This is a genomic window from Hominimerdicola alba (genome assembly GCF_900112155.1).
Lineage (GTDB): Bacteria > Bacillota > Clostridia > Oscillospirales > Ruminococcaceae > Hominimerdicola > Hominimerdicola alba_D.
The window spans coordinates 34,976-49,235 of the sequence record NZ_FOKQ01000018.1 but is presented as its reverse complement, the minus strand read 5'-3'; the positions used below and the strand labels follow the sequence as shown (position 1 = coordinate 49,235).

The window sequence follows — 14,260 nt, the reverse complement described above, 5'->3', positions numbered from 1 at the left end:
AAGCTCTCGCTTTATCATTATCTTTTATGTTTTACGACCTTAATTTTCCACCTGTGCTTCCATGTCCATGACGTACTCTGTCCATTCCTCGGTCTGCTTGTACGAAACGAGCAGATTGTTCAGATATTCCTTGTTCGTAACCTCGTCATGCACATACATCAGGCAGTTTATGCCCGCATTTGTCAGCTCATCATTTAGGTTAAGAACTTTCTTTATCTCCGCCGCTTTGTAAAGGTCGCCCGAATAAAGATAATCACCGTCAGCAATGCGACGCTTTATCTCGGACATCGAAACGTCCTCATAACCCCGCACTACCTTAGCCACCAAAGCCGTGAACCTGTCAGCCTTTATACCGACCTTATCGCTCATAATATATCACCGTCCCGTATAAACCCGCAATATGTAATTTTTCAGATCAGACATAGGATCGCTAAAATAGTACATACAGTAGTTGCGATAAAAAACCTGATCCCTTTCTTCTTGTTTTCTTTTTGCGATCTTAATATAATAATATCGCATATAAAAGCAAAAACCAAACACACAATAGCTAAGTATTTCATGCCGCCACCTCACTTCGCCAACAACTCACAACCGACATCACGGCAACCCTGCCGCCCTGCCAATAATTATGAATTATGAATTGTGAATTATGAATTCCAAATTGCTGTTGAGCCGCATGGCAGTACGCCTTTTGTCGCTTCAACGGGAAGTCCTATCTCGTCCGCGGTCACACTTCCGCCCCGCTGGGTAGTCAGCACATCGTTAAGTATGTACGCCATTACCGAGGGTGAAAGTCCCGTGGTATAGCTGTTCAGCAGGAAGAACAGCGGCTTGTCGCTCAGTACTCCCGCACAGGTCTTTACAAGGTCGTATATGCAGTCTTCAAGCTTCCATACCTCACCCCCGGGACCTCTGCCGTAGCTGGGCGGGTCCATAACGATACCGTCATAGAAGTTCCCACGCCTTATCTCACGCTTTACGAACTTCTCGCAATCGTCCACAAGCCAGCGTATCGGCTTGTCCGAAAGTCCTGATGCCGCCGCATTATCTCTTGCCCACTGCACCATGCCCTTTGAAGCATCAACGTGGGATACACTTGCTCCCGCCGCCGCACAGGCAAGGGTCGCACCTCCTGTGTATGCAAACAGGTTCAGCACCTTTACTGGACGTCCTGCGTTCTTTATCTTATCTGCCATAAAATCCCAGTTAACAGCCTGCTCGGGGAAAAGTCCCGTGTGCTTAAAGCCTGTGGGTCTTATGACAAAGGTCAGGTCTCTGTACTTTATGTTCCAGCTTTCGGGTAGCTTTCTGCGGTACTCCCACTCGCCGCCGCCCTTTGAAGAACGGTGATATACTGCGTCTGCCTTATCCCACATATCAGTGCGCTTCGGGCTTTTCCAGATTATCTGTGGATCGGGTCTGACAAGTACCTTGCCGCCCCAGCTTTCCAGCTTGTCACCGTCTGTTGTATCCAGTATCCTGTAATCTTTCCAGTTTTCTGCAATCCTCATTTGAATTCTTCCTTTATATTATCGCCGTTTTCGGCAGAGTTCACGGTATCGCCGCAAGCGATACTATTATTTGTAAAGCGTATTCATAGTTATAACCGAGTTTTTGAAATTCTCCTCGGCGTACTTTTTCATCTCTCTCATACCGACGATATGGTTGCTGTGGATATTGATATGCTTAGGTTCTTTACCGTTTTCCTTCATCCATTTCAATATATCCAGCCCCGTGTGTTCCTCACCGAGATGATAGTCAAGGCTCACATGGTCAAAATCCCCGAACAGCCTGAAATACATTATGCAGTCATCATAACTTCGCACACACTCATAGCCTTTCGGAAAATCTCTTGTGTCGTCCACGAACAATTTAAGTCCCATAAACACCTCCGTGACCGAAGTCTGTCATTCGTCAGTTATCGTCTTATCATTCTTCGCTGCCATATTTAAGCCCTTGATGCTCTGAATAATACTTTGCATTTTTATAATATTCCGTAATTATCTCACGACAGCGCTTGGTATCAGATACTTTTCTGACAATAAACTCTTTATTGGTCCTCCTGTATATAAGTACAGGTTTTTCCATATCATCCTCCATGATATATTTTATTTCATCGGGTCTGTAACTGCGTACACCGTGAAAAATACCCTTTTCGGTGATATAGGAGCTGTTTGTACTGAGGTTGTACAGAATATATAGCAACAGCATCAAAGCGAAAAATACCATACTGAGCCTGAGATCTTTTACTGCGTCATCAAAAGGGGTCGATGTTACAGTTTCCTTTATCTCACTGCCCCATGCAGTTTTTCTCGTATAAGTATGATCTGCAATATAATTATCCTGCTGAGCGATAGCGTTAAAAAGCATTACTGTATTCTCGATAATGCTGAATAATGTTATCGCCAGCCAGATGGTAGACATTATAAGCGACTTCTTAGAGAAGATCCTCAGCCTTGCCTTGTTTTCCGCCGAGCGGACAGTTTTAATATTCTTTGACCATGCTCTTATCATGGCTATTATCATAAAGATGACCAGAGCTATAAAAATGTACATATACATATGTTATCTTCCTTTCTCTGTTTTTTCTAATTATTTAATATAGATACAGCCTTTTTATACTTTTCAAGCCTTGCCCTGTCCTTGTCGGTCATGGGTCTGTCAAATCTTGTGATATCACTGTTGTGCGCAAGGTCGGCAAGCTTTACTGCCCGCGCTATGGGGTTTTCCTTGATACGTGCCACATATTCAAGATAGGGTTCGCTGTCGTCATGGGTCAGCATCTTCACCGCACTGACTACTTCCTCACTTATCCCCGCTTTCAGCAGGTCGTCGGCAGTAACATCGGTATCCTCTATAACATCGTGAAGAAGTGCCGCGGCACAGCTTTCCTCCGTCACCATCTGTTCGGCAACGTGCCAGGGGTGAAACACATAAGGTACACCGCTTTTGTCCATCTGATCTTTGTGAGCCGCATACATTATGCCTATGGCTTTTCTGGTCATATCGGTGTAGATCATAGGCTTTCCTCCTGTATTTTGAAATACGCCTTGTTCTCGAATATGAACGTTTCTATCCACTCACGCACATCAGCAACAGTCGGTTCATTCTCATCAGGCTGCGGATTTTCGGGAGTGTTCTTTATAAGCGTATACCTTTGTAAATAATCATATGGAGGCGTTACCTCTATGCTGTATAAAAAGTCCATGTAGACGGGGAAATCACACTTCTCCATACTCATAAGCATATCCTTGCCGTCAGACCTGCGCTTTACTCCAACATAAAAGTGGGTCTCCATCTCTTCCACATCTATATCGAAGTATCTGCTTACATCTTCAGGATTTTCAAGCTCTTTGTAATTCTCATTTTCAAACTCTGTTTCGTTCTCAGGAATAATATTATCATTACTCCCTTTCGACCTGACAAACATATATATCTTCGCAGCGATGCACGCGATCGTAATATAAACCATCCATTTGACCATTCTGTTTCATCTCCCTTTGCAGTTGCCCCCGCGCTTACATTCGGAAACATCTGTCCCCGCCGTTAGACCTATCCCGTCACCTTACCGTAAGCTCAAAACTTGCCGAGTTTTTTTCATCATTCAGCCATTTTATAATACTTTCCCAGAATACCCAGCACTTCTTTTTTCTTCTTTTCGGGAATATCGATCTCTATATTTTTTGCGCCCTTTGCACTGAATATCACCGTATCGCCCTCAAGGGTGTAGCTGTACTTCTTCTTGTCGTATTTAGCTCCGCCAAGATAGAAACAGTCATCACACAGCCTGAATTCGTTATACTTAAAATAAACTATCAGCCATTGTATCAAATTAGTAACATACAGTCCCAACATTGCACAGTAACATGATATCGCTCCTATATTTTTAAATGTCAAGTTAGCAACATCACGTCCGGACAATTCCAACAAAACAACAGTTCCTGACAGCAGTATTCCGAAAATTGATAAAATCAGTGCTTTTACAAATTCGGGATACTTATACCTGAACAACACACCGCCCGCATTCTCAGCCTCCATCATTCCTTTGCTTCTCTTCGATATCTCTATTATAGTAAAGATGATATAAACGATCAAAATTATGATAGAAACGATCCCTAGCACCGGGTTCAAATATTCCTTTATCATGCTATCTATCCATTCTCACTTTTGGTGTAATACTTTCCCAGGATACCCAGCACTTCTTTTCTCTTCTTTTCGGGAATATCGATCTCTATATTTTTTGCGCCCTTTGCACTGAATATCACCGTATCGCCCTCAAGGGTGTAGCAGTACTTCTTCCTGTCGTATTTCACTCCGCCAAGATAGAAACAGCTTGCACACAGCCTGAATTCGCTGTACTTCAGATACTGCTGTATGGAGAATATAAATATCATTACATAGATCACCAGCGCTATCAGGTAAAAGATGAACTGCTTTCGCGGATCAATACTCCCGTACCCGCTGCCGTATCCGAGCCTTTTCATGTTCAACAGCAGATTCGCACCCGTGATCAGTATCCATACCAGACTATACCAGACTTTACTCAAAAGCCCGGGATCCCTGTGCTTAAAAACCACACCGCCTGCCATCTTAGCACTTTCAGTTACCGAGTACCGCTTAGATGAGGATACTATCATATAGATGATACACAAAGGTGCCAAAGCCAGCATCAGATATACCATTATCATACTATCCCATCTCCTTTTCAGCAGCGATTATGAACCTCTGTATTATGCTCCCCTCACGGACGGTCTTCACCGCATCGTCAAAGGTGAACCACTTAGCTTCAAGCAGTTCTCCCGAGATATCGCAGTCTGCCTTTTTTACCCTCGCCAGAAGTCCCAGCATGAGCTGATCTCTGCCATCGTAAAAAGCACTGTCGATGTACCTGATACTCTCCGCCGTGAGCCCTGTTTCTTCCAGAACTTCCCTTGCGCCCGCTTCTTCGGGAGTCTCCCCGATCTTCATAAAGCCCGCTACCCCCACATACCTGGATGTGTCGCCGTAGCTCTGCCTTATCAGCAGTACTTCGTTATCCTCGTTCACCACCACGTTCAGCACGCAGGTGGAAAACATATCAAACAGAGGTCTGGCGCAGTCCTCACAGTAGGGTATCTGACCCTCGTCGCCTATCTCTTTAAGAATGGTCTTCTTCCCGCAAAAGGGACAGTATTCAAATCTCATGAAATCACCTCACGACCTGTCTTCTTCGTAATAACTCAGCCATGTCTCGGCATCTATCCCTCCGATATTGCAGATATCAGCCTGTTCCCAGCGTTCTTTCAGCGATCTGCCGTCAAATATCTTCGCCGTGAACATTTCCTCCGCCGAAGAATACTCGCAACCGTCGGGGATATCACAGTACCCCACCCAGTAGGGCTTCTCCTGCCCGCCTATCCAGCCAAGATAACGCTCCTGCTCGTCGGGGTCATCAAAAATAAAATGTAGTCTCGTCCACATTGTGCCTGTCAGCATTTTTGAATATGCCGAGGAACTTTTCATAGTCAAGCTTCATATATCCACCTCATGAACGGTACTCACATTATGTACCCCAGGTTTATCCTGACTTCGCGCCTGTTTATATCATCATTGGTATAACAGCAGGTGTCAAAGCCCACCAGCTCAAATCCCTGATGCAGATAAAAGCCTATCGCATTGGTATTGCAGGACTGCGTTTCAAGTATTATGGCTCTCCTACCCTGTTCCTTTGCCCTTTTCTTAGCTGTATCCATGAGCCGCTTTCCTAACCCCTGCCCGCGGAGCTCCGCAGTTATCCACAGCTCCGAAACTATCAGCCTGTTTGACCATTCCTCGGTGCATATCTCTATGCACGCCAGTAAACTATTGCCGTCCTCGGATAAAACTCCGTATGCTTCGGCGTTTTCCCTGTATTCCTGATAAAGCTTATCGGGATAACCCCATTCATCGGGAGTATGTACTATCCTCGGCACAGCAGGCTTTTTCACCAGCTTTACCGTACAGCCCTCGCTGTCCAGAGGTACTATCTCCATATCATAATAGGTATCACTTACTGTACCTATGGGAAGTACGTAGTCCTTCCATTTCTCTTTCGGGAGCAGTACTATCTCTCTTTCCATTACGTGTCCCTTTCTTTTGTCCCTGTATTACATCTTTTCTACAAGCTTTGCTATGCTGTTGGCATATTCGGTTATAACAGCCTCGTCCTTGCCCTCTATCATAACTCTTACAAGGGGCTCTGTGCCTGATTCTCTTACAAGTATCCTGCCGTCGCCGCCAAGTTTTTCCTCATACATCTTTATAGCATCGGTTATCTCGGGAACAGTTTCCCACATACCCTTTTTATCGGCAGTTATCTTTACATTCACCAGCACCTGAGGATAGCACTCCATAACAGAAGCTAGCTCACTTGCCTTTTTGCCTGTCTTAGCCATTATCTGTAAGAACATAGCACCTGTCATCTCGCCGTCGCCTGTGTTTGCATGGTCGAGGAGTATGATGTGTCCCGACTGCTCACCACCGATGTTGTAGCCGTTCTTCTGCATCTCTTCAAGCACGTATCTGTCACCCACCTTGGTAGTCGCAGTAACAACGCCCTCTTTTTCAGCAAATTTGAAGAATCCCAGATTCGACATTACAGTAACAACACAGCAGTCATGCTTCAGTGTGCCCTCAGCCTTCATGAACTTCGAGAATATAGCCAGCAGCTTGTCACCATCGATAAGCTCGCCGTTTTCGTCAACTGCAAGACATCTGTCAGCATCGCCGTCAAATGCCAGACCAACATCGCACTTATTCTCCACAACAGCCTTTTTCAGACCTTCCATATGTGTAGAACCGCACTTTTCGTTGATGTTAGTGCCGTCGGGCTTGTCGTTGGTCATAACTACTTCCGCACCAAGTTCCTCGAATATCTTCTGTGCGCAAACGCTTGAAGAACCGTTGGCACAGTCAAGACATACCTTTATGCCCTTGAAGTCAACGTCAACAGTGCTCTTTACGTGGGCGATATAATCGTTTACAGCATCGTCGCAGACTTTCATTCTGCCCACATTTACGCCCTCGCTGAGATTCTTGTCCATCTCATCGGGAGTATCAAGTATAAGTGCTTCTATCTCGTTCTCAACATCGTCGGGAAGCTTGAAGCCCTCACCCGAGAACAGCTTTATGCCGTTGAATTCCACAGAGTTGTGTGAAGCGGATATCATCACGCCCGCATCAGCATTGTATTTTTTTACCAGCATAGCCACCGCAGGTGTCGGAACGACTCCCAGCAGAACAGCATCCGCACCCACCGAGCATATGCCCGCGCAGAGAGCCGCCTCCAGTACATCGCCCGATATACGGGTGTCCTTGCCTATTATTATCTTAGGTCTGTGACCGCAGTCCTTTGCCAGCACCAGAGCCGCCGCTTTACCTATCTGTGTAGCCCTCTCAACTGTAAGCTCTGTAATAGCTACACCTCTGGCTCCGTCTGTACCAAATAATCTGCCCATTTTTCACTTTTCTCCTTATAAATAATTTATTCTTCCAAATATATCATCGGGAATTTATCCCGCTATTTGCCATTTTTATTATACCGTTTTACCATCCGCCAAGGTATCTGAAAAACTGTACATACCATATAACCACGCCGATTACCGTACCTGTTATCACAGCAAGTACGATATCAGCCGCCAAAAGCTTTCCCGCGCCGATGTCTTTCCTTTTCAGCGAAATTCCCGAAAGCACTCCGCCGATGACCGCCAGTATGAAGCTTACTCCCGCCGCGATCAGCGCCACAGCTTTGCCGATCAGAAGTATCCGACCGTAGTTTTCAACAGCAACGCCGTTGACACTGTTAGCTACCATGAACTTCGATATTATACGCCACAACAGCGGAAAAAGCAACACAGCCCATGCCGCCCCCGTGACTTTCTTTGCTGCATAGTACAGCTTACCTCTCATATATTACCTCTTTAAACTCCCTGTCCGCCTATTAACATAAGCACTGCCAGTACCGCGAGACCTACGGCAACAAGTAACTCCATAACGCCGAGTATCACAGTTCCGTTTGCACCCTGCTCTCCGCTTTTCTTAGCATTCGCCGCCATGACCGTACCCACCAGGGACATCACAAAGCACGGTATAGGTGCCAGAAACAATCCAAACAGCCATACAGCAGATACCACCGAGTAGACAGTGCCTCTGTCCGTGGGCTTTTCAAGCACCATGGAAAGTGCGAAGCAGGCTATCCCGATAACCAGCACCACGATGGGTATGCCCACAAGTGCTCTGGCTTTTTTAAGTTTTGAAGAAGTCATATGCTTCACCTTTCAGAATTATCTCTTAAAGAAATCACCATTTGCTGCCATGAAGAACAGCTGCCGGCTGAACATACGCTATTCCGCATAATCTCTTCACTCCAAAAATTATTTGTAAAAGCAGCAAACTCGTGCCCGCACCAATAATTATGAATTCTGAATTTATGAACGCAATAACGCTGCGCTTTTATTGCTATGAATTACAAATGCGTCTGCCCGTTTTTCAGTATCCCCAGATGGTCATAAGCCAGCTGAGTCGCACAGCGTCCGCGGGGTGTCTTTGCTAAAAATCCCAGCTGCATCAGATACGGCTCGCAGACATCTTCAAGAGTGACCGCTTCCTCACCTATCGCCGCCGCAAGAGTTGAAAGTCCCACAGGGCCTCCGTTGTAGCCCTTGATTATCATTTCAAGCAAACGACGGTCAAGGCTGTCAAGCCCCAGCTTATCAACTTCCATGCGGTTGAGGGCTATCTTCGCGATATCCTGAGTTATGCGCCCGTTGCCGATGACTTCGGCAAAATCGCGGACACGTTTCAGATAGCGGTTGGCTATTCGGGGAGTACACCTTGCGCGGGCGGCTATCTCGGTGGCGCCGTCATCATCGCAGGCTACACCAAGTATGGTCGCCGACCTTTTTACAATGTCCGCAAGCTCTTCCACCGAGTACATCTCCATGTGCATCAGCATACCGAAACGGTCTCTCAGCGGCGCCGAAAGCTGTCCCGAACGGGTGGTGGCGCCTATCAGCGTGAACTTGTTCAGCTCGATCCTGATAGACCTTGCCGCAGGTCCCTTGCCCATGATTATATCAAGGGCGTAGTCCTCCATGGCGGGGTAGAGTATCTCTTCCACCTGCCTGGAAAGACGGTGTATCTCATCGATGAACAGCACATCACCTTTTTCAAGGTTTGTCAGCAGTGCCGCAAGGTCGCCGGGCTTTTCAATGGCAGGACCCGATGTCGTGCGAATATTCACACCCATCTCATGGGCTATGATATTCGCAAGGGTGGTCTTGCCAAGACCGGGAGGGCCGTATAAAAGCACATGGTCGAGGCTGTCACCGCGGCGCTTTGCCGCATCGATATATATTTTCATGTTCTCCTTGACCTTCTCCTGACCGATATACTCGGCAAGTGTGAGAGGTCGAAGGCTTATCTCAAAATCGTCCGTAGTTTCCTGCTCGGTCTCCTTAGGGGAAACAAAGCGCTCATAATCGAACTCGGATTCTTCTATCATCAGTTCACTTCCCTTTTAAACTTTAGGCTGCTTGATATACTTATCTGTCAGAACGCCGATATTGTAGTAAATCGAGCTCAGGAACGCCGGCGCAGCCTTTCCGTTGACTGACTTTTCTTTGCCCGAAGCATCGGTCAGCGTGATCTTATAATATGTCGTAACGGCTCCATCGACAGTCATGTCGCGATCCGAATATTTACGGTATCCTGCACTGATCATGGAATCATACTCTTCCCGTTCGATCGGGATAGTTCTGTAAGTGTTCCCGTCTTTGACAAGCCCCATCATGGGCTGTTCGTCTTCAAGATAGAACGAATACCCGTGATATTCGCCGTCTTCTTTTCCGCTTAATTCAATTGTCACCGCAACAGGGATATCTTTGGGCTTCATCATCGTTTCCAGTTTCGGGGAAAATTTAAAGAACAATAACAGCACCAGCATAATTATACGTATAAGCGTCCAATGTCTTCTGAGAAAGTCCTTTATGACTTCCTTTTGATATTTCTCAAAATTTTCGTCCATGCTATCACTCTCCAAAAGCCTGTTCTTTATGAATTGATCAGAACCTCGCCAGTCTTACAAGTGCGGTCTTTATCAGATCTTCAACCGAGGCAGTAGGTTCAGCCCCCGAAAGTGCCTGCACCGCTTCACCCTCGGAGTAACCCAGAACCACCAGCGCGGTAACAGCTTCGTCAATAGCGCCGCCCTGAGGTATCGCCGATGCGATGGTCTCGCCGCCGCGGACGGATATGGTGTTCTCCTTGGCTATCTTGTCTTTCAGTTCAAGAACTATCCTCTGGGCAGTTTTAGCGCCAATGCCCTTGCTTTTTGTAAGGGACTTGAAGTCCCCCGTGGCAACTGTCAGCGCAAACTGCGAAGGTGTATTCGATGAAAGTATGGAAAGCGCCGCCTTGGGTCCTACTCCCGAAACGGTTATCAGCATTTTGAAACAGCGCAGTTCCTCCTGTGTCGAAAAGCCGAACAGGTCAACGTCATTTTCCCTGACCGCAAGATAGGTGTACAGCGTAACTTCGCTCTCACCCGCGATCTTTTGCAGTGTATAGAACGTAGTCTTGCAGGCATAGCCCACTCCGCCGCATTCCACCACAGCAAGTTCGCTTTCGGTATGTATAAGTTTTCCTCTTACGGAATATATCATTTTTCTTCTCCTTGGATATTTCTGGTAAATTGTGATCTGCTGCCGTCTCACAGGCATTTTTCGCATCTGCCGTTTTTGAAAACGTGTGCGAAGTTCTCATAGCCGTACAGGATATGTGAACACTCAGGGCAGAGTGCTTTCATCTTCGATGCCGAGATCAGGAATTCGCTTCCGCACTCATCGCATATGCCGCGTTGGTCTTTCATGACAGCACCTCACTTTGCCGCTTTATCGTATTTTTCCATGATCTTTCTGGTATTCAGCGAAAGACCGTGGGTTATGGCTATCGCCATAGCATCAGCGGCATCGTCGGGCTTGATTATCTGCGCAAGATGGAGCATTGAGCGAACCATCTCCTGCACCTGTTTTTTCTCGGCATAGCCGTACCCGACTATGGAGCTTTTCACCTGAAGAGGTGTATACTCGTACACGGGAAGATTCTGCATAACAGCAGGCAGCAGGGTCACTCCCCTTGCCTGTGCAACATCGATACCCGTGGTTATGTTAGTGTTGAAGAACAGCTTTTCCACCGCGACTTCATCGGGGCGGTAATGCTCGATAAGCCCCTGCATATCAAGGTAGATGACTCTCAGGCGTTTGAGGAACTCCATATCTAAGGGGGTCTTGATGGTTCCTGCCTTTATGGGGGTGAAGTGCCCGTGGCTGAATTCAACCACGCCATAGCCGACTATACCATAGCCGGGGTCGATGCCCATTATCCTCAAAATGCTTCCTCCTCGCCGTAAAAGGGTACAATTCTTCATATTAACAATTAATTATAGCATACTTTTATAATAATTGCAAGTGCGAGGGCGCTTAATAATGGGCGAAAAGGGCTTGATTTATTGGTTATTCTGATGTTTTGGGTGCATACCTCCGCGAGGATCATCAGGTTTCTGCCGTTATACAGTATAACACGTCGCTTCATATACCGTGGTCATAGTCAGCGGCTGCCTGCCATCGTGCGTATAAAGGCAAATCTTTTGATACTCATTTTTGGTGAGCGCATCTCGTGGGTCCTTTTTTGGAAATGGCTTTTCACTATCAGTGTTTTTGGTGCAAAAGTTGTACGTTTTTGTACAACTCTTGCAGAAATATGTCCGGGTTAAATTTAAAAACAGTTGTTTGCACATGATATGGTATGAGACATTGTACAAAAGATACAATTTATCGGCACATCGGGAACATCATGTAAACATTTGTTTGAAACCGGTCACATATCAAAAATTGTTATTTGGATGTTTACCCGAAAAAACTTTATCTTGTTAATATTCGGGATTTTCATTTTGTAATTATTTTTACAAATTATAATTTTATTTTATGAGTGGAAAACGTGTAAAATCATGCCTATATCGCAGGCAGCGAGATCGTAAAATATACCGTTGTCAATTTGCTGTACAGTTTTATGTACTGCTATTTAGGGAATTAATTTGTACTGAAAATCACATAAAAAGCGGTTATTTTGATATAAAGTCCAATGTATCGTACTCGTTTTCAGCCAAAATAATTGTTTTTATATATTGATAGATAGCTGAAAAATTCATATTTATAGGGATATTTTGTGTAATTTACAAAAATTTTCTCGAATTTTCAAAAAAAGGGTTCACCACCTATTGATTTTTTGAGAATAGTGTGGTACAATAATAGGGTCTAAAAAGCTTAAGATAATTTTAAGCTTTGTCTGAACGGCATCACCTCTCAAAGTAGAGCACGGGCGTTTACCCCTATATGAACGCACGCCGCTCCGTATTGTGCTGTCGGGAAAGACCTGGTATTGATTTTTTTAGTCGGCAATATGTCGGCATTCGCGTTATTGCGCTATTAAAAAAATTGCAGGAGTCGGCGGGCGGCAAGAGATATACAATCTACCGGCTCTCAAGGAGTGTATTGTTTTGGAGAAGTTCTTTATCAGGGGAGGCAATCCCCTTAAAGGCACAGTTAACATCAGCGGTGCTAAAAATGCCGCAGTTGCGCTGGTTGCCGCTACTATTTTATGCGATGAACCCTGTACGCTTGAAAACGTTCCCGCTATAAGCGATATCACTAAATGTCTTGATATCCTCAAAAGCATGGGCGCTGTTGTAAGGATGGAAAGAGAGGGTGTCATTTATATCGACACCAGCACCATCACCACAACTAAAGTCCCCTACAAGCTGGCGGAGACGATGAGAGCGTCCAGTTATTTTCTGGGAACTTTGCTGGGAAGATTCCATGAGGCTTTCGTTCCCATGCCCGGCGGATGCTACCTGGGTGACAGACCCATCGATCAGCATCTGAAGGCTTTCAAGGCTCTCGGCGCTACCGATGAGGTGGTCAGAGGTGCTAACTACGTGAAGGCTGACAAGCTTGTGGGCAACCAGATCTACTTTGATTTTGTTACCGTTGGCGCTACGATGAACGCTATCTTTGCGGCTGTCAAGGCTAAGGGTCAGACTATCATCGAGAATGCAGCTAAGGAGCCTCACATCGTTGATGTTGCTAATTTCCTTAATTCTATGGGCGCTGATATCAGAGGTGCAGGCACCGATGTCATCAAGATCAGAGGCGTTGAATATCTTCACGGCACAACTTACGCTACTATCCCCGATCAGATCGAAGCAGGCACTTACATGGTGGCTGCCGCTGCAACAAAGGGCGATGTGGTTATTGCAAATGTTATACCCAAGCATCTTGAATCCATCACCGCGAAGCTGCGTAAGTGCGGCGTAAACGTCGAGGAGAACGACGAGAGCGTTCATGTCTGGGTAGACTCTCCTCTTATGAATACAACTGTTAAAACTCAGCCTCACCCCGGCTTCCCTACCGATATGCAGCCTCAGTTCTCAACTCTGCTGACTATGGCACAGGGTACCAGCAAGGTGACTGAGGAGATCTTCAATAACAGATTCAGGTATGTTGCCGAACTGCGCAAAATGGGTGCAGATGTATCCGTTGAGGGCGGAAAAGTGGCGATAATACAGGGTGTTCCCACATTGAAGGGTGCTCCTGTACAGGCTACCGACCTAAGAGCCGGTGCCGCACTGGTCATCGCTGGTCTTGCGGCTGACGGTCTGACAGAGATCGACAATATACATTACATCGAGCGCGGTTACGAGCACATCGATGAAAAGCTTCGCGAACTTGGTGCTGATATCACCCGCGTTATCGTGCCTGACAATGAGCATGTTGAAATGAGCAGCTGATAAAAACAAGTCCCTCCGCCTTGCGGCAGAGGGGCTTTATTGATGTTATCGGTTTGTGACAAATATCCCCGTAAAATTATCCCTCGGGGCTGAAATTGTCCTTGCCTACGCCGCACAGAGGACATACGAAATCATCGGGAACATTCTCCCACTCGGTGCCTGCGGGTACTCCGTTATCGGGTGCGCCCTCAGCAGGGTCATAGATATAGCCACAAATGTTACATACGTATTTCATAGAAATACCTCCTTAATAAAATTTTTATAAGTATAACATAAATTATCAGAAATTGCAAGAGGTTTTTGGAGATTTTTTGTTTTTCAGGAAAAATTTGGGTGGTGAGTGTGTAACGGGTAGCCTATTTGATTTATAGAGTGAAAGACCAAATATATCCAACAACA

Annotated in this window: 21 protein-coding genes; 1 reads left to right on the top strand and 20 read right to left on the bottom strand. The window is 46.0% G+C overall.

Features of this window, described 5'->3' with window-relative positions; translation table 11 throughout:
- Positions 1-39: 39 nt before the first annotated feature.
- The 19 genes from BM265_RS11085 to ruvC form a co-directional block, all read right to left on the bottom strand.
- The gene (locus BM265_RS11085) at positions 40-369 is read right to left on the bottom strand and encodes a hypothetical protein (RefSeq protein WP_074961802.1); all 330 of its coding nucleotides are present in this window, start codon (positions 367-369) and stop codon (positions 40-42) included.
- A 278-nt stretch (positions 370-647) separates the two neighbouring features.
- Positions 648-1,511: a class I SAM-dependent methyltransferase gene (locus BM265_RS11080; protein ID WP_074961800.1), complete on the bottom strand. Its 864-nt coding sequence runs from the start codon at positions 1,509-1,511 to the stop codon at positions 648-650.
- A gap of 66 nt (positions 1,512-1,577) precedes the next feature.
- A complete protein-coding gene (locus BM265_RS11075) occupies positions 1,578-1,883 on the bottom strand; it encodes a cyclic-phosphate processing receiver domain-containing protein (protein ID WP_024857453.1) in 306 nt (101 codons plus the stop codon).
- 46 nt (positions 1,884-1,929) lie between these two features.
- Positions 1,930-2,556, bottom strand: a complete 627-nt coding sequence (locus tag BM265_RS11070) for a hypothetical protein (protein WP_207646979.1) — start codon at positions 2,554-2,556, stop codon at positions 1,930-1,932.
- Positions 2,557-2,588: 32 nt separating this feature from the next.
- A complete protein-coding gene (locus tag BM265_RS11065; protein ID WP_074961797.1) occupies positions 2,589-3,020 on the bottom strand; it encodes an HD domain-containing protein in 432 nt (143 codons plus the stop codon).
- The gene (locus BM265_RS11060) at positions 3,017-3,484 is read right to left on the bottom strand and encodes a hypothetical protein (protein WP_074961795.1); all 468 of its coding nucleotides are present in this window, start codon (positions 3,482-3,484) and stop codon (positions 3,017-3,019) included. Before BM265_RS11060 ends, BM265_RS11065 begins: the two co-directional genes overlap by 4 nt.
- A gap of 116 nt (positions 3,485-3,600) precedes the next feature.
- On the bottom strand, positions 3,601-4,041 hold the full coding sequence (locus BM265_RS11055; protein WP_074961794.1) for a hypothetical protein: 441 nt from the start codon (positions 4,039-4,041) through the stop codon (positions 3,601-3,603).
- A gap of 110 nt (positions 4,042-4,151) precedes the next feature.
- Complete coding sequence (locus BM265_RS11050) at positions 4,152-4,688, bottom strand: hypothetical protein (RefSeq protein WP_074961792.1); 537 nt, start codon at positions 4,686-4,688, stop codon at positions 4,152-4,154.
- Between the two features lies 1 nt (position 4,689).
- Positions 4,690-5,184, bottom strand: a complete 495-nt coding sequence (locus BM265_RS11045; protein ID WP_074961790.1) for an NAD(+) diphosphatase — start codon at positions 5,182-5,184, stop codon at positions 4,690-4,692.
- Positions 5,185-5,193: 9 nt separating this feature from the next.
- Positions 5,194-5,502: a hypothetical protein gene (locus BM265_RS11040; RefSeq protein WP_242940827.1), complete on the bottom strand. Its 309-nt coding sequence runs from the start codon at positions 5,500-5,502 to the stop codon at positions 5,194-5,196.
- Between the two features lie 35 nt (positions 5,503-5,537).
- Positions 5,538-6,098: a GNAT family N-acetyltransferase gene (locus tag BM265_RS11035; RefSeq protein ID WP_074961789.1), complete on the bottom strand. Its 561-nt coding sequence runs from the start codon at positions 6,096-6,098 to the stop codon at positions 5,538-5,540.
- 27 nt (positions 6,099-6,125) lie between these two features.
- Positions 6,126-7,475 carry a phosphoglucosamine mutase gene (gene glmM / locus BM265_RS11030; protein WP_074961787.1) on the bottom strand — a complete coding sequence of 450 codons (1,350 nt, stop codon included), beginning with the start codon at positions 7,473-7,475 and terminating at the stop codon, positions 6,126-6,128.
- Between the two features lie 88 nt (positions 7,476-7,563).
- Positions 7,564-7,926 carry a hypothetical protein gene (locus BM265_RS11025; protein ID WP_074961786.1) on the bottom strand — a complete coding sequence of 121 codons (363 nt, stop codon included), beginning with the start codon at positions 7,924-7,926 and terminating at the stop codon, positions 7,564-7,566.
- 11 nt (positions 7,927-7,937) lie between these two features.
- Complete coding sequence (locus tag BM265_RS11020) at positions 7,938-8,282, bottom strand: hypothetical protein (RefSeq protein ID WP_074961784.1); 345 nt, start codon at positions 8,280-8,282, stop codon at positions 7,938-7,940.
- A gap of 200 nt (positions 8,283-8,482) precedes the next feature.
- Positions 8,483-9,520, bottom strand: coding sequence for a Holliday junction branch migration DNA helicase RuvB (ruvB, locus tag BM265_RS11015; RefSeq protein WP_074961782.1), 1,038 nt, complete (start codon positions 9,518-9,520; stop codon positions 8,483-8,485).
- Between the two features lie 15 nt (positions 9,521-9,535).
- A complete protein-coding gene (locus BM265_RS11010) occupies positions 9,536-10,042 on the bottom strand; it encodes a hypothetical protein (protein ID WP_074961780.1) in 507 nt (168 codons plus the stop codon).
- Positions 10,043-10,079: 37 nt separating this feature from the next.
- Positions 10,080-10,679, bottom strand: a complete 600-nt coding sequence (gene ruvA, locus BM265_RS11005; RefSeq protein ID WP_074961777.1) for a Holliday junction branch migration protein RuvA — start codon at positions 10,677-10,679, stop codon at positions 10,080-10,082.
- Positions 10,680-10,726: 47 nt separating this feature from the next.
- Positions 10,727-10,885, bottom strand: a complete 159-nt coding sequence (locus tag BM265_RS20090) for a hypothetical protein (RefSeq protein ID WP_177219579.1) — start codon at positions 10,883-10,885, stop codon at positions 10,727-10,729.
- Positions 10,886-10,894: 9 nt separating this feature from the next.
- Positions 10,895-11,395, bottom strand: coding sequence for a crossover junction endodeoxyribonuclease RuvC (ruvC, locus tag BM265_RS11000; RefSeq protein WP_431767992.1), 501 nt, complete (start codon positions 11,393-11,395; stop codon positions 10,895-10,897).
- Between the two features lie 1,176 nt (positions 11,396-12,571).
- Between ruvC and BM265_RS10995 the strand changes: the two genes are divergently transcribed.
- Positions 12,572-13,861: a UDP-N-acetylglucosamine 1-carboxyvinyltransferase gene (locus tag BM265_RS10995; RefSeq protein ID WP_074961773.1), complete on the top strand. Its 1,290-nt coding sequence runs from the start codon at positions 12,572-12,574 to the stop codon at positions 13,859-13,861.
- Between the two features lie 76 nt (positions 13,862-13,937).
- On the opposite strand, the gene rd is transcribed toward BM265_RS10995, so the two are convergent.
- Entirely contained in the window at positions 13,938-14,096 is a 159-nt protein-coding gene (rd, locus tag BM265_RS10990) for a rubredoxin (RefSeq protein WP_074961772.1), read from the bottom strand.
- Positions 14,097-14,260 lie beyond the last annotated feature (164 nt).

Excerpts from the sequence above, each read along its gene's own strand:
- BM265_RS11085 (WP_074961802.1), bottom strand. The coding sequence starts at position 369 with ATGAGCGATAAGGTCGGTATAAAGGCTGACAGGTTCACGGCTTTGGTG.
- BM265_RS11080 (WP_074961800.1), bottom strand. The coding sequence starts at position 1,511 with ATGAGGATTGCAGAAAACTGGAAAGATTACAGGATACTGGATACAACA.
- BM265_RS11075 (WP_024857453.1), bottom strand. The coding sequence starts at position 1,883 with ATGGGACTTAAATTGTTCGTGGACGACACAAGAGATTTTCCGAAAGGC.
- BM265_RS11070 (WP_207646979.1), bottom strand. The coding sequence starts at position 2,556 with ATGTACATTTTTATAGCTCTGGTCATCTTTATGATAATAGCCATGATA.
- BM265_RS11065 (WP_074961797.1), bottom strand. The coding sequence starts at position 3,020 with ATGATCTACACCGATATGACCAGAAAAGCCATAGGCATAATGTATGCG.
- BM265_RS11060 (WP_074961795.1), bottom strand. The coding sequence starts at position 3,484 with ATGGTCAAATGGATGGTTTATATTACGATCGCGTGCATCGCTGCGAAG.
- BM265_RS11055 (WP_074961794.1), bottom strand. The coding sequence starts at position 4,041 with ATGATGGAGGCTGAGAATGCGGGCGGTGTGTTGTTCAGGTATAAGTAT.
- BM265_RS11050 (WP_074961792.1), bottom strand. The coding sequence starts at position 4,688 with ATGATAATGGTATATCTGATGCTGGCTTTGGCACCTTTGTGTATCATC.
- BM265_RS11045 (WP_074961790.1), bottom strand. The coding sequence starts at position 5,184 with ATGAGATTTGAATACTGTCCCTTTTGCGGGAAGAAGACCATTCTTAAA.
- BM265_RS11040 (WP_242940827.1), bottom strand. The coding sequence starts at position 5,502 with ATGAAAAGTTCCTCGGCATATTCAAAAATGCTGACAGGCACAATGTGG.
- BM265_RS11035 (WP_074961789.1), bottom strand. The coding sequence starts at position 6,098 with ATGGAAAGAGAGATAGTACTGCTCCCGAAAGAGAAATGGAAGGACTAC.
- glmM (WP_074961787.1), bottom strand. The coding sequence starts at position 7,475 with ATGGGCAGATTATTTGGTACAGACGGAGCCAGAGGTGTAGCTATTACA.
- BM265_RS11025 (WP_074961786.1), bottom strand. The coding sequence starts at position 7,926 with ATGAGAGGTAAGCTGTACTATGCAGCAAAGAAAGTCACGGGGGCGGCA.
- BM265_RS11020 (WP_074961784.1), bottom strand. The coding sequence starts at position 8,282 with ATGACTTCTTCAAAACTTAAAAAAGCCAGAGCACTTGTGGGCATACCC.
- ruvB (WP_074961782.1), bottom strand. The coding sequence starts at position 9,520 with ATGATAGAAGAATCCGAGTTCGATTATGAGCGCTTTGTTTCCCCTAAG.
- BM265_RS11010 (WP_074961780.1), bottom strand. The coding sequence starts at position 10,042 with ATGGACGAAAATTTTGAGAAATATCAAAAGGAAGTCATAAAGGACTTT.
- ruvA (WP_074961777.1), bottom strand. The coding sequence starts at position 10,679 with ATGATATATTCCGTAAGAGGAAAACTTATACATACCGAAAGCGAACTT.
- BM265_RS20090 (WP_177219579.1), bottom strand. The coding sequence starts at position 10,885 with ATGAAAGACCAACGCGGCATATGCGATGAGTGCGGAAGCGAATTCCTG.
- ruvC (WP_431767992.1), bottom strand. The coding sequence starts at position 11,395 with ATGGGCATCGACCCCGGCTATGGTATAGTCGGCTATGGCGTGGTTGAA.
- rd (WP_074961772.1), bottom strand. The coding sequence starts at position 14,096 with ATGAAATACGTATGTAACATTTGTGGCTATATCTATGACCCTGCTGAG.